A 16,242-nucleotide genomic window follows, 5' to 3' on the forward strand; every position below is an offset into this window, starting at 1 on the left:
TGCGTGGCTACGCGCTCTTCTCCTGGCGGGCGTGCGAGCGCTTGCGGGGCACGATGGTCGGCAGCACATTGTCGCGCACCGTCTCCCCCGTGACGACGACCTTCGCCACGTCGTCGCGCGACGGGATGTCGAACATGACGGGGTTGAGGACCTCTTCCATGATGGCGCGCAGGCCGCGGGCACCGGTGCCGCGGTGGATCGCCTGGTCGGCGATGGCGCCGAGGGCGTCCTCGTCGAACTCGAGTTCCACGCCGTCCATCTCGAAGAGGCGCTGGTACTGCTTGACGAGCGCGTTCTTCGGCTCCGAGAGGATCGAGACCAGCGACTCCTTGTCGAGGTTCGAGACGGAGGCGATGACGGGCAGGCGGCCGATGAACTCCGGGATCAGGCCGAACTTGATCAGGTCCTCGGGCAGCACGTCGGCGAAGTGATCGACGGTGTCGACCTCCGCCTTGGTGCGCACCTCGTTGCCGAAACCGAGGCCGCGCTTGCCGATCCGGTCGCCCACGACCTTCTCCAGTCCGGCGAAGGCACCGGCCACGATGAACAGGACGTTCGTCGTGTCGATCTGGATGAACTCCTGATGCGGGTGCTTGCGCCCGCCCTGCGGCGGGACGCTGGCCTGCGTGCCCTCGAGGATCTTCAGGAGGGCCTGCTGCACGCCCTCGCCGGAGACGTCGCGCGTGATCGACGGGTTCTCGCTCTTGCGGGCGATCTTGTCGACCTCGTCGATGTAGATGATGCCGGTCTCGGCGCGCTTGACGTCGTAGTCCGCAGCCTGGATCAGCTTGAGGAGGATGTTCTCGACGTCCTCACCCACGTAGCCGGCCTCGGTGAGGGCGGTCGCGTCGGCGATGGCGAAGGGCACGTTGAGCATCTTCGCCAGGGTCTGGGCGAGGTAGGTCTTGCCGCAGCCGGTGGGGCCGAGCATGAGGATGTTGGACTTGGCCAGCTCGACGCCCTCGCCGCGGGCGTCCTTGCGCTCGCCGGCCTGGATGCGCTTGTAGTGGTTGTAGACCGCCACGGCGAGGTTCCGCTTGGCGGAGTCCTGGCCGATGACGTAGTTGTCGAGGAAGTCGCGGATCTCGACGGGCTTGGGCAGCTCGTCCAGCTTCACGTCACTGGTCTCGGCCAGTTCCTCTTCGATGATCTCGTTGCACAGGTCGATGCACTCATCGCAGATGTACACGCCGGGACCCGCGATCAGCTTCTTGACCTGCTTCTGGCTCTTTCCGCAGAAAGAGCACTTCAACAGGTCTGCGCCGTCCCCGATCCGTGCCATGCCCTGTGCCCACTTCCCTTGCCGATGACTCGCCTGCCGCAATGCTCAGCAGGTGGCGTCTGTTGTCGACGGTACCCGCGAACTTCCGTCCCGGCGACCGATATGAATAGCTTGCTAGAGGTGGCACCGGGGGCCGCGGAACCCGCTCACGCGGCGTGTCGCGACCCCCGGTGTCCTGCTGATGATTACTTCGCGGACGCCTTGCGGTACGGGAACACCGTGTCGACGATGCCGTACTCCTTGGCCTGGTCGGCCGTGAGGATGTTGTCGCGGTCCGTGTCCTTGCGGATCTGCTCGACGGTCTGGCCCGTGTGGCTCGCCAGGATCTCGTCGAGGCGGTTGCGGGCGCGCTCCATCTCGGCGGCCTGGATCTCGAGGTCGGAGACCTGGCCGCGCATCGACCCGCCCGTGCGGGGCTGGTGGATGAGCACCGTCGAGTTGGGCAGCGCGGCGCGCTTGCCCGGAGTGCCGCCGGCCAGCAGGATCGCGGCCGCGGAGGCCGCGGTGCCGAGCACCACGGTCGCGACGTCGCAGTGCACGTACTGCATCGTGTCGTAGATGCCGAGTGCGTCGTACAGGCTGCCGCCGGGCGAGTTGATGTAGATCGTGATGTCGCGGTCCGGGTCCTGCGACTCCAGCACCAGGATCTGGGCCATCACGTCGTTCGCCGAGACCTCGTCGATCTGGTTCTTGAGGAAGATGATGCGCTCGTCGAACAGCTTCGAGTACGGGTTCGTGACGCGCTCGTTGCCGTTCGCCGCGCGCTCGATGAACGACGGGACGTCGTAGCGGTTGGTGGCGGGGACGTGCAGGCCCTGGGCCGACATCGTGGTGGGGTAGTAACCCTCGGTCATTTCAAGTGTCCTCTCGCTACTTGACGGAGCTCGCGCGGCTGACGACGTGGTCGACGAAACCGTAGTCCCGGGCCTCCTCGGCCGTGAACCACTTGTCGCGGTCGGCGTCGGACTCGATCCGCTCGATCGGCTGGCCGGTGAACTGGGCGTTGAGCCGGTTCATCTCCACCTTGGTCTTGCGGAACAGCTCCGCCTGGATGGCGATGTCGGCCGCGGTGCCACCGATACCGGCGGACGGCTGGTGCATCATGATGCGCGCGTGGGGCAGCGCGTAGCGCTTGCCCTTGGCGCCCGCCGCGAGCAGGAACTCACCCATCGAGGCGGCCATGCCCATCGCGTAGGTCGCGACGTCGCACTCGACGAACTCCATGGTGTCGAAGATCGCCATGCCGGCGGAGATGCTGCCGCCGGGCGAGTTGATGTAGAGGTTGATGTCCTTGGCCGGATCCTCCGCGGACAGCAGCAGCATCTGCGCGCAGAGCTGGTTCGCGATGTCGTCGTTCACCTCGCTGCCGAGGAAGATGATCCGCGACTCCAGGAGGCGGCTGTACACCGAATCGTTGAGGTTCAGGCCGGCAATTCCGGCCCGCATGGTGGGGTTGGAGTTCATCCGCTGCTCCCTGCCTTTCTTTCTGACATCGACAGTAACGAACGGTGCCGACCGAACCGTCCCCCGGCACGCTCGGCTCCGCTGAGGGCAGAAACGCCCCGCAGCCGGATCGGCTGCGGGGCGCTCCGCGGGGTCCTACTTCTCGTCGGCCTCGGCGGTGATCTCCTCGGCCTCGGCGACCACGTCCTCCTCGGACGCGGCCTCCTCCGCGAGCGCCTCGCCGGCGTCCTCGCGGTCGAACAGCTCCTTGGTGTCGACGACGTTGCCGTCGGCGTCCTTGACCGAGACCTCGAGCACCACGTCCGCCAGGCCCTTGCCGCGACGGACCTCCTGGAAGAGGGCGGGCAGCTGGCCGGCCTGCTGGATCTGCTGGATGAACTCGGCGGGCTGCATGCCGTAGCGCTGCGACTGGAACAGGATGTGCTCCTGCAGCTCCTGCTGGTCGACCTGCACGTCCTGCGCGTCGGCGATCGCGTCGAGGAGCAGCTGCACCTTGACCTGCTTCTCGGCGGACTCGCGGGCCTGGGTCTCGAACTCCTCGCGGGTGGTGCCCTGCGCCTTGAGCGCGGTCTCGAGGAGCTCCTCGTTGTGACCCACCTGGTGCAGCACGTCGTGCACGTTGGCGTCGGCCTGCTCCTTGACGACGGCCTCGGGCAGCGGCACCTCGACGGCCTCGAGCAGCTTGTCGAGGACGGCGTCGCGGATGTCCGCAGCCTGGCCGAGCTTCTTGTTCTGCTCGACGCGCCGACGCAGGTCGGCGCGCAGCTCGTCGACGGTGTCGAACTCGCTCGCGAGCTGGGCGAACTCGTCGTCCAGCTCGGGCAGCTCGCGCTCCTTGACGGAGTCGACGACGACGGTCACGTCCGCCTCCTGGCCCGCGAACTCGCCGGCGACGAGGGTGGTCGTGAACTCCTTGGACTCGCCCGACTTCAGGCCGACGACGGCCTCGTCGAGGCCGTCGATGAGGTTGCCGGAGCCGACCTCGTGCGAGAGGCCGGTGGTCTTGGCGTCCTCGACGTCCTTGCCGTCGACGGTCGCCGACAGGTCGATGGTGATGAAGTCACCGGTCTCGACGGCGCGGTCGACGCCCTTGAGGGTGCCGAAGCGGGCGCGCAGGCCCTCGATCTGCTCGTCGATGTCGGCGTCGGTGACCTCGAGCGACGGGACCTCGACCTCGATGGACGAGTACTCGGGCAGCGTGATCTCGGGACGCACGTCGACCTCGGCGGTGAACGAGAAGGTCTCGCCGTACTCGAGCTTGTCGATGTCGATCTCGGGCTGGCCGAGCGCCTTGATCTCCGAGTCCAGGACGGCCTGGCTGTACTTGCCGGGCAGCGCGTCGTTGATCACCTGCGAGAGCACCGCGTCGCGGCCGACGCGCGCCTCGATCAGCTTCGCGGGGGCCTTGCCCTTGCGGAAGCCGGGGATGTTGACCTGCTGCGCGAGCGTCTCGTAGGCGCGATCGAAATCGGGCGCGAGCTCGTCGAAGGGAACCTCGACGCTCAGGCGGACGCGAGTCGGGCTCAGCTGCTCGACGGTGCTCTTCACTCGTTCTCCTCGGGTTGGTATCAGCAGGAGGGCCGCCTGATGTGCGGTTTCCTGCGGGCAGCACGGGACCCCGTCGGGCCCACGGCACTCGGATCAGCGTACGCGACGGTGCGCGGCCGGTGACAGGCCGGGCGGGGGCTCCGGCGCACCTACCGGGCGCGAAGGACCGGCGATCGGCCATGATGAGCGGATGATCGTGGTCGGACTCGTCTTCGCCGCCGTCGCGGCGCTCGTGCACTGCTTCATCTTCTACCTGGAATCGATCGCGTGGACCTCGCCGCGCTCCCGCGCGAGCTTCGGCACCACGCCGGAGACAGCGGAGATCACCCGGCCGCTCGCGTTCAATCAGGGCTTCTACAACCTCTTCCTCGCCATCGCCGTGTTCCTGGGGCTGGCGCTGTTCGGCGGGCAGCGGGCGGTCGGCGCGACGCTGGTGTTCGTGGGCGCCGGCTCGATGCTCGCGGCGGCACTCGTCCTCGCCCTGTCGGACCGCACCAAGCTCCGCGCCGCCGCCGTCCAGGGCACGGCGCCACTCCTCGCCGTTCTATTCCTCGGTATCGGGCTCGCGGTCTAACGATCCGACGGTGCCCGCGAGGGCCGTCGGCGCGGGCGTCGTCCCCCGCGCGACGCCGAAGGCCCCGTCGGACGCCGAGCGGCGGCCGGCGGTTCGGCACGACGCGGGCGGGATCGTTCTACCCTGAGATGGTGGAACTGAAGCTGCGCGCCATGGAGCGCACGGACCTGCGGTTCGTGCACGGCCTGTTCAACGACCGGGCGGTGATGTCGTACTGGTTCGAGGAGCCCTTCGACGCGCTCGCCGAGCTCGAGGACATCTACGAGCGGCACATCCACGACGAGCGCGAGCGGCGTTTCATCATCGAGTACGACGGGCTGCCGGTCGGCCTGGTCGAGCTCGTCGAAATCAACGTCATCCACCGCAACTGCGAGTTCCAGATCATCGTCGCCCCGTCGGCGCAGGGCAAGGGATACGCGGCACCGGCCACCCGGAAGGCGCTCGACTACGCGTTCCGAATCCTCAACCTGCACAAGGTGTACCTCTACGTCGATGTCGCCAACGAGAAGGCGGCGCACGTGTACGAGAAGCTGGGTTTCGCCGAGGAGGGTCTGCTCCGCGAGCAGTACTTCTCGAACGGCGAGTACCGGGATGCGCGGTTGATGGGCCTGTTCCAACGGGACTTCCTCGCCACGGACCCGCCGCCCGCCTGACGACACGACGCACACTGTGATGTGCCTCCCACCGGAACGCGAATGTGAATCGATGCGGCCGCTCAGCGAAGGGTGCTTCCCGTCGGTAACCATGGGGAATGACCACCCCGACGGAGCAACAGCCCACGAAGCAACAGCCCCGCCCGGTCGTCTCCCGGGACGCCGCGATCGGACCCGACGCCCGCCTGTCCTGGCTCCTCGCCGGGATGGCCGGCATGGTCGGCGCGGTCGCCTTCCTGCACTCGGCAGGGTATTTCGTCACCTTCATGACGGGTAACACCGAACGCGCGGTGCTCACGTGGTTCAAGGCGTCCGACGCGCAGCAGATCCCGGGCGCGGGCGCACTCGCCGCGACGGCCCTCATCGTCGCCTTCGTGACCGGCGTGGTCGTCGCGTCGATCTGCCGCCGCTACTTCTGGCACAACCACCCGCACGGCCCGACTGTCCTGACCACCGCGGGACTCCTCATCGCCTCGGCGACGGACTTCGCCCTGGACGGCTTCGACGAGCCCGAAGTGCGCTTCGTCCCCATCCTCATCATCACCTTCTCGCTGGGCGCGCTGAACACCTCGTTCACCAAGAACGGCGAGGTCTCCGTTCCCCTCTCGTACGTGACCGGCACGCTGGTCAAGCTCGGCCAGGGCATCGAGCGGCACGCGACGGGCAACGGCACCGTCTTCGACTGGCTCGGCTACGCCCTCGTCTACGCGGGTTTCGTCCTCGGAGCAGCCGTGGGCGGCGTCATCGGATCCTTCGTCACGGGCCCGCAGGTGATCCTCGTGGCGGGCCTGCTGTGCGGCGCCATCACACTGGTCACGTTCCTGCACTCGGATCGGCGGAAGCTGCTCGGCTGAGGTCCGACGCACCCCACCGAGCGGGGTTCAGCCGGATCTCGATACCGTCCGCGGACACCTCCACCCCGCCGGCGGCGGGCCGAGTGCGCACCTGCTCTCCCGACTCCACGTCCACGAAGACGAGGGGCGCACCGTCGGGCTGCAGGTGGGCGTCGCCGAACTGGATCAGCGCGAGGAAGACCGGCAGCAGATCCTGCCCCGCGGAGGTGAGTCGGTACTCGGCGCGGGCTCGCGCGCCCGGCTCGCGGTACTCGGTCGCCGCGATGAGGCCCGCCGTGGCGAGCTGCTTAAGCGCGCGCGAGACCGCGGGCGCGGAGGTCTCCGTCCGGGTCACGAGATCGTCGAACCGCGTCGTGCCGTAGAGCAGTTCGCGGACGACGAGGAAGACCGTCTTCGTACTGAGCAGGTCCAGCGTGCGCGCGGCCGAGCAGCCGTCGCCGATCGCCCACCTACCCCGGTCCCGCAGCCGCTCCTCGAACTCCATGCCCCGATGATAACTAACGCTTGCGTTAGTCAGGCGGCGATGCTTGAATCAAGCTGACTAACGTAGTCATTACCCAGAAGGAGTCACCATGGTCGCCATCAAGGACGCCGTCGTCGTGGTCACCGGAGGCCGACGGGGCCTCGGGGCCGCACTGGTCGACGGTGCGCTGGCCCGCGGGGCACGGAAGGTCTATGCGACCGGCCGCGGGTCGTTCACCGATCCCCGCCCCGAGGTCGTTCCGGTCGAGCTCGAGGTCCGTTCGGCCGAGTCCGCCGAGGCGCTCGCACGCCTCGCGTCCGACGCCGAGATCGTCTTCAACAACGCGGGGATCATGACGCCCACCCCGCTCGTCACCGGGGATCCGCGCGACATCGAGGCGATGTTCGACGTGAACGCCTTCGGGTTGCTGCGCGTGGCACGGGCGTTCGCGCCCGTCCTGGCGGCGAACGGCGGTGGCGCCCTCGTCGACATGCACTCGGTGCTGTCGTGGCTCGCGGGCTCCGGCGGGTACGGCGCCTCCAAGGCCGCCGCGTGGTCGATCACCAACTCCCTGCGGGCCGAGCTCGCCGCCCAGAACACCCAGGTCGTCGGCGTGCACGCGGGCTTCATCGATACCGACATGGTGTCCGCGATCCCGCTGCCCAAGGCGACGCCCGCCGCGATCGCCGCGGCGATCCTCGACGGGGTCGAGGCCGGCGACGTCGAGGTCCTCGCCGACGAGATCACCGCCGCGACGAAGGCGGCGCTGTCGGGCCCCGTCGAGGCCCTCGCCTTCCCCACGCCCGCCTGACCCCCGCACCGCATCGAAACCGAGGAACCGTCATGCCGCTCTGGAACATCCACCACACCCCCGGCGTCTTCGCCCCCTCCGAGAAGGAGGTCCTGGCCGCCGCGATCACCGATCAGTACGCCGCCATCGGGCTGCCGCGCTTCTACGTCGTCGTCCTGTTCCACGAGGTCGCGCCGGAGAACTTCTTCATCGGCGGCGTGAGCGCGCCGACCGCGGTGCGCATCGCCATCGACCACATCGCCCGGCACGCATCCGATTCGGCGAGCCGCACCCGGATCGCCGAATGGGTCCGCGCGATGGTCGCCCCCTCACTCGCGCGACACCCGGACCTGCAGTGGGAGTTCCACGTCGACGACACGAGCGAGGAGATGTGGATGATCAACGGCCTCGTGCCACCGCCCGCGCAGTCGGAGGCCGAGCGGAGCTGGGCGGCGACGAACCGGACCGCCGCCTACTGATCCGATTGCGGTCACCGCGAGCACAACCGGTGACAGGCACCGCCGACCCCCGATAGCTTCCGGTCGGTGAGTACCGCCACCGTCGACGACGCCCCCACACCGTCCGCACCCGACCGCTCCCAGCTGCGGCGCGTGATCGCGGCGTCACTGCTGGGCACGACGGTGGAGTGGTACGACTTCTTCCTCTACTCGACCGCCGCGTCGCTGGTGTTCAACAAGCTCTTCTTCCCCGACGCGAGTTCCTTCGTGGGCACGATGCTCAGCTTCGTGACCTTCGCCGTCGGTTTCGTCATGCGCCCGATCGGCGGCCTCGTCTTCGGGCACATCGGCGATCGCATCGGCCGCCGGCAGACGCTCGCGCTGACGATGCTGCTGATGGGCGTCGCGACGGCTCTCATGGGCGCGCTGCCCACCGCCGGCCAGGTGGGCATCCTGGCGCCGATCCTGTTGCTGCTCCTGCGGATCGTGCAGGGCTTCGCGCTGGGCGGCGAGTGGGCGGGCGCGGTGCTCCTCGCGGTGGAGCACGCCCCGGAGGGTCGCAAGGGCCGCTTCGGCGCCGTCCCGCAGGTCGGCCTCGCGCTGGGCCTCGGGCTCGGCACGGCCGTCTTCGCGCTGCTGCAAACGGTTTTCGACGACGACCAGTTCCTCCGGTTCGGGTGGCGCATCGCCTTCGCGGTGTCGATCGTGCTGGTGGTGATCGGCATCGTCGTGCGTCTCGCGGTCGACGAGACCCCGGCCTTCGTGGCCGCGCGCGCCACCCTCGACACCACCCGCACTCCCCTGCGACAGCTGCTCGGCGATCCGGTCCTGCGCCGCAACACGATCGCGGGCTGCCTCGCCCGGTGGGCGGAGGGCAGCGCGTTCAACACGTGGGGCGTCTTCGCCATCACCTACGCCACGGCGACGCTCGCGATGAACAAGGTGGACGTCCTCCTCGCGGTCACCGCCGCGGCGCTGGTCATGGCCGTCGTGATCCCCTTCGCCGGTGTGCTCGCGGACCGGTTCGGCCCCGCGCGCGTCTACGGGACGGGCGTGCTGCTCTACGGGCTCGCGGTGTTCCCCGTGTTCGCGCTGTTCGGCACCGCGTCGATCGTGTGGTTCACCGTCGGCCTCGTCATCGTCTTCGGCCTCATCCACGGCGTCTTCTACGCCGCACAGGGCACGTTCTTCGCGAGCCTGTTCCCCACCGAAGTCCGGTACACCGGTCTATCCGTCGTCTATCAGTTCTCGGGGATCTACGCCTCCGGGCTGACTCCCCTCATCCTCACCGCGCTCATCCACAGCGCCGACGGTGCGCCGTGGACCGCGGCCGGCTACCTGGTGGCGACCGCGCTCATCTCGCTGGCGGCGACGGTCTGGATCCGAAGGGTCGCGCAACCCGCGGGTTCGACGCTCGACGCCTGATCACCTCCGGCCCGGTGCGGGGGGCGGGTGCAGGTGCGGCCGCAAAACCGCTGAGCATCGACCTGTGATGCGTGCCACACTGCGTGCATGACGGCCCACATCCGCGAGTTCCATGACGACGACCTGGACACCATCGTCCGGCTCTGGGAAGCCGCCTACCATCGCGGAACGCCGCCGGTGTACTCCATGGCGGAGGTGATCGCCTCGTGCCAGCAGGACCACGCGATGGTCGCGACGGAGGGCGATCGCGTGGTGGCGGTGGCCGTCGGCCGTGCGGCGCACGCCCAGGGCTGGATCGTCTTCTTCGACGTCGCGCCCGACACCGATCCGGCCGTCGCGGGGCTCGTGCTCGACGCACTGGAACGACGCATGGCGCCGCTCGGCCTGGGCAAGCTGTCGGTGCTCACCGCGGGCGACGACGACGCCTCCGCCGCACTCTCGAAGAACGGCTTCGTCGTGCGCGATCCGGTCCGCTACCTGGAGCGGCCCATGCCCGTGCAGCGCCGAGAACTGGACCTGCTCAAGGAGGTCGGTGGGCGACTGCTGCCGCGCCAGCTGTGGGACCGCGTGAGCGGGATGCGGCGGGAGAAGGAGATGCTCGAGCAGCGCCTCGTCACCCCGCTCGCCCGGCCCGACATGGCCGAGCGCTTCGGCGTCATGCCCCCGCACGCGGTGATGCTCTTCGGCCCGCCCGGGACCGGGAAGACCACGTTCGCGAAAGCCGTTGCCTCGCGCCTCGACTGGCCCTTCGTCGAACTCTTCCCGTCCCGGCTCGCCGACTCCCCCGGCGGGCTCGCGGGCGCGCTGCGCTCCGCGTTCGAGGCGATCGCCTCCCTGGAGCACGCGGTGGTGTTCATCGACGAGGTCGAGGAGATCGCGTCGCATCGACGCGGGGATCCCCCGTCGCCCACGCAGGGCGTGACCAATGAGTTGCTCAAGCAGGTCGCCGAGTTCCGCGACCAGGAGGGGCGGCTGCTGGTGTGTGCCACCAACTTCGTTCGCGCCCTCGACGACGCCTTCCTGCGGCACGGGCGCTTCGACTACGTCATGCCGATCGGTCTGCCGGACGCGGACGCCCGCTCCGCCATCTGGGGCCGCTACATCCCCGACCACGTGGTCGGCACGCTGGACATCGCCGCACTCACCGCGGCCAGTGAGGGGATGACGCCCGCCGACATCGAGTACGCGGCCCGCCGAGCCTCGCAGGACGCCCTCGCGCGTGCGCTCGACGCGCCGGACGGCGCCCGGACCGAGGAACTGAGCACCGACGACTACCTGGCCGCCCTGGGCGCCACCCGGGCCACCGTCTCTCCCGCCGTCGCGGCCGAGTTCTCGGAGGACATCGAGACTTACGCGCGCCTTTGACACCCGCGTACCGGCGCAACGAATTGGAACAAAGGAGCGCCGTCTGATACAGTTTCGAACAAGTTCGTGAGCGTGACTGTAAACCGCTCAGTGAAACAGAGGCCGGGGCGCGTTACAGGTGCCACCGGCCTCGCCCATATCCGGAGCAGGATGCTCCGCCTCCCGCCTAATCTCGGGGCATGTCCAGGCGAGCCCGCGTGACCGCGCCGGAGGCGGCACCGTCGGCGGCGAACGATGCGCGGACGATTCCCGAGCTCGACACCCTGATCCGCACGTGCCGGGCGTGCCCGCGCCTTTTGACCTGGCGCGAGGAGGTGGCCCGCGTCAAGCGCGCCGCCTTCGCCGACGAGGAGTACTGGGGACGGCCGGTGCCGGGATTCGGCCCCGTGGAGGCGCGCATCCTCATCGTCGGCCTCGCGCCCGCGGCGCACGGCGCGAACCGGACGGGCCGGATGTTCACCGGCGACCGCAGCGGCGACGTCCTCTTCGCCGCCCTGCACGCCGTCGGCCTGGCGAATCAGCCGCGGGCCGTGGCGATCGACGACGGGATGGAGCTGTTCGACGTTCGGATGAGCTCGCCCGTGCGCTGCGCGCCGCCGGAGAACAAGCCGACGCCGGCGGAGCGCCGTGCGTGCGCGCCCTTCCTCGCGCGCGAACTCGAGCTGCTCCCCCGCGTCCGAGTCGCCGTGGTCCTCGGCGCGTTCGGCTGGCAGGCGCTGTTCTCCGTGCTCGCCGACGGCGGCTGGCGCATCCCGAGGCCGCGGCCCGCGTTCGGCCACGGCGCCCGCGTGGACCTCGTCCACCCCGACGGTCGCTCGCTCGCCGTCCTCGGCTGCTTCCACGTGAGCCAGCACAACACCTTCACCGGGCGGCTCACACCGTCCATGCTGGAGGACGTCCTCCATCGCGCGCGGACGATCGCGGGCGACGGTGCGGCGGAAGGAGGGACGATGACGGTCCGGGTCAAGCGGGTGTACGAGGCGGAGGCGGCGGGCGACGGCGAGCGGATCCTCGTCGATCGGCTGTGGCCGCGCGGGATCAGCAAGGACCGCGCCGATCTGGCGCAGTGGTGCAAGGAGGTCTCGCCGTCCACGGAGCTGCGGAAGTGGTACGAGCACGATCCGGCGAAGTACCCAGAGTTCGTCGAGCGGTACCGGGCCGAGCTCGCCGAGCCCGAGGCGGCCGCGGCGTTCGAGGGCCTGCGGGCCCGGGTCGACGCCGGGCCGGTCACACTGCTCACCGCCTCCAAGGCGGAGGACATCAGCCACGCGCACGTGCTCGCCGCGCTCCTGACCGGGCGCGACCCACTCGTACGGTGAGGTATCGAACTTCGCCGACCGGCACCGTCGGGCATCGTCCGACTGCTAGCGTCGCGCCGTGGCCGCGTTGTCCTTCCTCGACCGAGAGCACTCCGTCGCACCGCTGAACTACAACCGGTGGTTGATCCCTCCGGCGGCGCTGGCGATCCACCTCTGCATCGGGCAGGTGTACGCGACGAGCGTCTACAAGGACGCGCTGGTCAAACACTTCGACACCAACAAGACGATGATCGGCATCGTCTTCTCCATCGCCATCGTCATGCTCGGTCTCTCCGCGGCGGTCTTCGGCACCTGGGTGGACCGGGTCGGGCCGCGGCGCACCATGTTCACTGCGGCGAGCTGCTGGGGCGCGGGCTTCCTCATCGCCGCGGCGGGCATCGCGACCGGCCAGCTCTGGCTCGTCTACCTCGGGTACGGCGTGGTCGGCGGCATCGGCCTGGGGCTGGGCTACATCTCGCCCGTATCCACCCTCATGAAGTGGTTCCCCGATCGGCCCGGGCTCGCGACCGGCATGGCGATCATGGGCTTCGGCGGCGGCGCGATGGTCGCCTCGCCGATGTCGAAGGAACTCATGAAGTTCTACGGCGGCGCCGAGGCCGGCGGCAGCGCGGTGACCAAGCTGTTCATCACGCTCGGCATCGTCTACTTCGTGGTGATGATGATGGGCGTCTTCACCATTCGCGTGCCCGCGCCCGGCTACGTCCCCGCGGGCTTCGATCCCGCGACCGTCACCTCCAAGGCGATGGTGAGCGCCGGGAACGTCTCCGCGGCCAACGCGATCAAGACACCGCAGTTCTGGCTGCTGTGGATCGTGCTGCTGTGCAACGTGACCGCGGGCATCGGCATCCTCGAGCAGGCCGCCGACATGATCCAGGACTTCTTCCGCGACGACACCGGCGTCTCCGCCGTCACCGCGACCGTCGCCGCCGGCTTCGTCGGGCTGCTGTCGGTCGCGAACATGGCGGGCCGGCTCGGCTGGTCGACGACGTCGGACTACATCGGCCGCAAGCCGACGTACATGATCTACCTCGGCGGCGGAATCCTGCTCTACCTCGGGCTCGCGACCATCGGCGCCACGTCGACGGCGCTGTTCGTGCTGTTCTGCGCGGTGATCATCTCGTTCTACGGCGGCGGCTTCGCGACGGTGCCCGCCTACCTGCGGGACCTCTTCGGGACCTACCAGGTGGGGGCGATCCACGGCCGGCTCCTGACCGCATGGTCCACGGCGGGCGTGCTCGGCCCGCTCATCGTCAACCGCGTGCTGGACTCGAAGAAGGATCGCGTCGACGAGGCAGGCAAGGCGATCCCGCTCGAGGCCGCCGACTACCACCTCGCGCTCTACATCATGGTCGGCGTGCTCGTCGTCGGCTTTCTCGCGAACCTCGCCATCCGCCCCGTCGCCCAACGGTGGCACGAGCAGGGCACCGTCGTCGATGCGGTCGACGCGGCACACGGACCGAAGGAGTCCCGATGACCGACACCGGATCCGACGGGCGGCACCCCGTCCAATTGGTCGTGACGTGGACCCTGGTCACGATCCCGCTGCTGTACGGGCTGTACAACGCCGTCGACGCGGCGCTGCAACTCTTCCAGGGCTGAGCCGCGGCGGGACCGATCAGCGGCCGCGGCGGAAGAAGCCGCGTCGCGGCGGGCGGGGCTCCGGCGGGATCAGGGCCTCGCGAAAGCGATCCGCGAAGCCTGCGATGGCGCGCTGCTCGTCGTCGAGGAGCCGACGGTTGCCGCTGGTCACCTCGACCGCGATCGGCGTCCCCGGCCCCACGCCGAGATCGTCCCAGCAGAGCGAGAGGTTCTGCGCGAGCAGGCGCCGCTCCCCCACGATGAGGTAGATCCGCGAGGCGTACTGCGAGCTCTCCCAGCTCAGGCGCGCGGCGCGATCGGCATCGAGATAGCCGTGCGCGACGAACCGCTCCAGGTACACGGGGTCGACGGTACGCCGCTCAGTCGCGTTCCGCCGTGTTCGCGGCGGGGGCCGTGACCGGCGGGGTGAGGGACCAGATGGTCAGGTAGGCGAGGCCGAAGAAGGCGGCGACCGCGACCGCGACGCCGGTGGACTGGACGTAGGAGAACGGGGAGGTCACCCAGTCGAGCGTCGCGATCACGACCGCGTCCGGCCGCGTCACCAGATCCCACGAGTTCCACCGCTGGAACCGGCCGATCACCACCCCGATCGCGCACAGCCCCACCGACAGCACGACGGCGAGCCAGCCCCAGCGCGCGCCGAACTCCCGCTGCAGGCGGCGGTGCACCAGGAGCATCGACACGACGCCCAGCAGGATCCCCGTCCAGGCGGCGAAGCCGTACTGCAGCACGTGTCGCCACATGTTCTCGTCGTCGCCGAGGTGCACGAGATCGGTCACCAGGTACGGCGAGTTGGGCAGGAAGGCCAGCCAGCCGAGGCCGAGCGGCACGAGCGCCCACCGGCTGCGGACCGTCGCGAAACCGACGGCGAAGACCATCGGGATCCACGCGAGGAAGAGGTTCCAGATGAGGAACCGGCTGGGATAGGTGAGCGGGGCCGAGGTGTCGGTGGTGCCGAGGACCACGGTGAGCGCCGTCGTGGCGAGCAGGGAGGCCAGCAGCAGCACGGCGCGGGTTCTCGTCATCAGATCAGTTTGCCAAAGCGCCCGGAGTCGTTAACAAAGGTCAGGTCTGACCATCCGCGACTCGTGACACGACCACTCCTCGTCGAGCTGGACGGCACCGTCGAGCTCGAACCGGTGCTTGCGGTAGAAGGCGAGCGCTCTGGCGTTGCCCGTCGCCAGCCACAGGTACGCCCCGCGCTCCGCGATCACCGCGGCCATGAGATCCGCCGCCACCCCCGCGCCGTGGTGGTCCGGTAGGACGTTCAAGGACCAGAGCTGCGTGGTCGACGGTGCGCCGGCGTCGCGCGCGGGACCGCCCGTCGCGAATCCGACGATCCTCCCCGTCGCCGTGTGCACGGCGCAGCGAGTACGGACGCCCTCCGATTCCTGACGATCCAGACCGCCGATGATCCGTTGCCAGCGTTCCGTCCCGTCCACCACGGTGAGGGCGTCGAGCTTCACTCGGTCCACCAGGCCGGGGTAGGTCGCCTTCCAGACGCGGACGTGCACGTCGGCGAGCGCTCGAGCGTCGCCGTCCTCGAGCCGCCGGATGAGGTAGCCGGTACCCGCGTCGCTGCTCAGGACCATGCGATGAACAGTAGTTCCGACTCACCCGCGCTGCCCGCCCCGCGGAAAAGCGATTGCCCGCTCCGCGGCAGCGCCCGTACCGTCGGTGCCGACTCCGCCCACGTCGCGTCTACCCGGTAAGGACGCGACCTACCCGCGATGGTGAGGGCGGCTGCCCGTTCGAGCCGGGCCGGAGCCGGAGGGCTCACATCGACGCGGGCGTAGTCGGGGTCCTCGCCACGGGTACTCTCTTACCTGGTCGCGCGAGCGATCACGGGATGTGGCGCAGCTTGGTAGCGCATTCGCTTTGGGAGCGAAGGGTCGCAGGTTCGAATCCTGTCATCCCGACAGAACATGCGGCAGGACCAGTCGCGAGGAGGGGGCAGTCCGACTGAAGGTCGCGGTCAATCAGCCCTCTCGTGTCCAACGATCGACATGCCATGCCCCATCCTCGAAAAGCAGGTCCACCCGGACATTCTCATGATTCACACCCGGGCGAATGTCTTTGTCGTAGTAGGCCACGCTCTTGATGTAGCTGTCACCCCCGCGATTGAGGTCGACCGCAAATTTCCTGCTCGAGAGGTTGGGCGCCATCCCGTCATGGAAAATCATGGTCTTGAGATACGCCTGCACGTCGGCCTCACGCATTCCGCGCAACTCAGCCACCAGCGAGTCCGACAAGAACGATTGCACTGACTGAGACCGCTCCAATGCGTTAACCAGTATGTCAACAGCAATCCGGGCCAGGGCCTTGTCTTCGTAGGGATTCCACTTCTCACGACTTCCACCTGGCACTGCATCTCCTGTACTGGTCTTCATTTTCGTTCCGGACAACCCGGGTGTAAGCCCGGAGACCCCCGACCAGCTAGCCGATCCG

At 68.9% G+C, this 16,242-nt stretch carries 19 protein-coding genes, 1 tRNA gene and 1 pseudogene; 12 read left to right on the plus strand and 9 right to left on the minus strand.

Going from position 1 to position 16,242, the window contains the following annotated elements:
• Nucleotides 1-7 precede the first annotated feature (7 nt).
• From clpX to tig, 4 genes are all read right to left on the minus strand, one after another.
• Nucleotides 8-1,282, minus strand: coding sequence for an ATP-dependent Clp protease ATP-binding subunit ClpX (gene clpX / locus ACM9LD_RS14910; RefSeq protein WP_415677398.1), 1,275 nt, complete (start codon nt 1,280-1,282; stop codon nt 8-10).
• Nucleotides 1,283-1,467: 185 nt separating this feature from the next.
• Entirely contained in the window at nt 1,468-2,109 is a 642-nt protein-coding gene (locus ACM9LD_RS14915) for an ATP-dependent Clp protease proteolytic subunit (protein ID WP_068525836.1), read from the minus strand.
• A 43-nt stretch (nt 2,110-2,152) separates the two neighbouring features.
• Nucleotides 2,153-2,746 (minus strand): ATP-dependent Clp protease proteolytic subunit, encoded by a 594-nt coding sequence (locus ACM9LD_RS14920; protein ID WP_415677399.1) that lies wholly within the window; start codon nt 2,744-2,746, stop codon nt 2,153-2,155.
• Nucleotides 2,747-2,881: 135 nt separating this feature from the next.
• The gene (gene tig / locus ACM9LD_RS14925; protein WP_415677400.1) at nt 2,882-4,294 is read right to left on the minus strand and encodes a trigger factor; all 1,413 of its coding nucleotides are present in this window, start codon (nt 4,292-4,294) and stop codon (nt 2,882-2,884) included.
• A 190-nt stretch (nt 4,295-4,484) separates the two neighbouring features.
• Between tig and ACM9LD_RS14930 the strand changes: the two genes are divergently transcribed.
• From ACM9LD_RS14930 to ACM9LD_RS14940, 3 genes are all read left to right on the plus strand, one after another.
• The gene (locus ACM9LD_RS14930; RefSeq protein ID WP_415677401.1) at nt 4,485-4,868 is read left to right on the plus strand and encodes a DUF1304 domain-containing protein; all 384 of its coding nucleotides are present in this window, start codon (nt 4,485-4,487) and stop codon (nt 4,866-4,868) included.
• Nucleotides 4,869-4,996: 128 nt separating this feature from the next.
• On the plus strand, nt 4,997-5,521 hold the full coding sequence (gene speG, locus ACM9LD_RS14935) for a spermidine N1-acetyltransferase (protein WP_462933952.1): 525 nt from the start codon (nt 4,997-4,999) through the stop codon (nt 5,519-5,521).
• Nucleotides 5,522-5,619: 98 nt separating this feature from the next.
• The gene (locus ACM9LD_RS14940) at nt 5,620-6,375 is read left to right on the plus strand and encodes a YoaK family protein (RefSeq protein ID WP_415677403.1); all 756 of its coding nucleotides are present in this window, start codon (nt 5,620-5,622) and stop codon (nt 6,373-6,375) included.
• Here ACM9LD_RS14940 and ACM9LD_RS14945 read toward each other — a convergent pair.
• Entirely contained in the window at nt 6,335-6,859 is a 525-nt protein-coding gene (locus ACM9LD_RS14945) for a winged helix-turn-helix transcriptional regulator (protein ID WP_415677404.1), read from the minus strand. The two genes, ACM9LD_RS14940 and ACM9LD_RS14945, sit on opposite strands and share 41 nt — an antisense overlap.
• 88 nt (nt 6,860-6,947) lie before the next feature.
• On the opposite strand from ACM9LD_RS14945, the gene ACM9LD_RS14950 reads away from it, so the two are divergent.
• The 8 genes and pseudogenes from ACM9LD_RS14950 (at nt 6,948) to ACM9LD_RS14985 (ending at nt 13,794) form a co-directional block, all read left to right on the plus strand.
• Complete coding sequence (locus tag ACM9LD_RS14950; protein ID WP_415677405.1) at nt 6,948-7,649, plus strand: SDR family oxidoreductase; 702 nt, start codon at nt 6,948-6,950, stop codon at nt 7,647-7,649.
• A gap of 32 nt (nt 7,650-7,681) precedes the next feature.
• The gene (locus ACM9LD_RS14955) at nt 7,682-8,107 is read left to right on the plus strand and encodes a tautomerase family protein (protein WP_415677406.1); all 426 of its coding nucleotides are present in this window, start codon (nt 7,682-7,684) and stop codon (nt 8,105-8,107) included.
• A gap of 66 nt (nt 8,108-8,173) precedes the next feature.
• Complete coding sequence (locus ACM9LD_RS14960; RefSeq protein ID WP_415677407.1) at nt 8,174-9,511, plus strand: MFS transporter; 1,338 nt, start codon at nt 8,174-8,176, stop codon at nt 9,509-9,511.
• 87 nt (nt 9,512-9,598) lie between these two features.
• Nucleotides 9,599-10,876, plus strand: a complete 1,278-nt coding sequence (locus ACM9LD_RS14965; protein WP_415677408.1) for an ATP-binding protein — start codon at nt 9,599-9,601, stop codon at nt 10,874-10,876.
• Between the two features lie 179 nt (nt 10,877-11,055).
• Nucleotides 11,056-11,799, plus strand: a pseudogene (locus tag ACM9LD_RS14970) (uracil-DNA glycosylase); the annotation flags it as partial.
• Nucleotides 11,800-11,826: 27 nt separating this feature from the next.
• Complete coding sequence (locus ACM9LD_RS14975; RefSeq protein WP_415677461.1) at nt 11,827-12,195, plus strand: DUF488 domain-containing protein; 369 nt, start codon at nt 11,827-11,829, stop codon at nt 12,193-12,195.
• Nucleotides 12,196-12,253: 58 nt separating this feature from the next.
• Nucleotides 12,254-13,669, plus strand: a complete 1,416-nt coding sequence (locus ACM9LD_RS14980; RefSeq protein ID WP_415677409.1) for an OFA family MFS transporter — start codon at nt 12,254-12,256, stop codon at nt 13,667-13,669.
• A complete protein-coding gene (locus tag ACM9LD_RS14985; protein ID WP_255602921.1) occupies nt 13,666-13,794 on the plus strand; it encodes an MFS transporter small subunit in 129 nt (42 codons plus the stop codon). Before ACM9LD_RS14980 ends, ACM9LD_RS14985 begins: the two co-directional genes overlap by 4 nt.
• Before the next feature lie 16 nt (nt 13,795-13,810).
• Here ACM9LD_RS14985 and ACM9LD_RS14990 read toward each other — a convergent pair whose 3' ends face one another.
• From ACM9LD_RS14990 to ACM9LD_RS15000, 3 genes are read right to left on the minus strand one after another with little or no spacing between them, the layout of a single operon-like run.
• A complete protein-coding gene (locus ACM9LD_RS14990; RefSeq protein ID WP_415677410.1) occupies nt 13,811-14,134 on the minus strand; it encodes a hypothetical protein in 324 nt (107 codons plus the stop codon).
• 19 nt (nt 14,135-14,153) lie between these two features.
• Nucleotides 14,154-14,819 carry a DUF1361 domain-containing protein gene (locus tag ACM9LD_RS14995; protein ID WP_415677411.1) on the minus strand — a complete coding sequence of 222 codons (666 nt, stop codon included), beginning with the start codon at nt 14,817-14,819 and terminating at the stop codon, nt 14,154-14,156.
• A 30-nt stretch (nt 14,820-14,849) separates the two neighbouring features.
• Nucleotides 14,850-15,386, minus strand: coding sequence for a GNAT family N-acetyltransferase (locus ACM9LD_RS15000; RefSeq protein WP_415677412.1), 537 nt, complete (start codon nt 15,384-15,386; stop codon nt 14,850-14,852).
• Between the two features lie 253 nt (nt 15,387-15,639).
• Between ACM9LD_RS15000 and ACM9LD_RS15005 the strand changes: the two genes are divergently transcribed.
• Nucleotides 15,640-15,713: transfer RNA gene (locus ACM9LD_RS15005), tRNA-Pro, on the plus strand.
• Between the two features lie 60 nt (nt 15,714-15,773).
• On the opposite strand, the gene ACM9LD_RS15010 is transcribed toward ACM9LD_RS15005, so the two are convergent.
• Nucleotides 15,774-16,184, minus strand: a complete 411-nt coding sequence (locus ACM9LD_RS15010; protein ID WP_415677413.1) for a hypothetical protein — start codon at nt 16,182-16,184, stop codon at nt 15,774-15,776.
• Nucleotides 16,185-16,242: the final 58 nt, after the last annotated feature.

Source organism: Tsukamurella hominis (genome assembly GCF_965137015.1).
GTDB lineage: Bacteria > Actinomycetota > Actinomycetes > Mycobacteriales > Mycobacteriaceae > Tsukamurella > Tsukamurella hominis.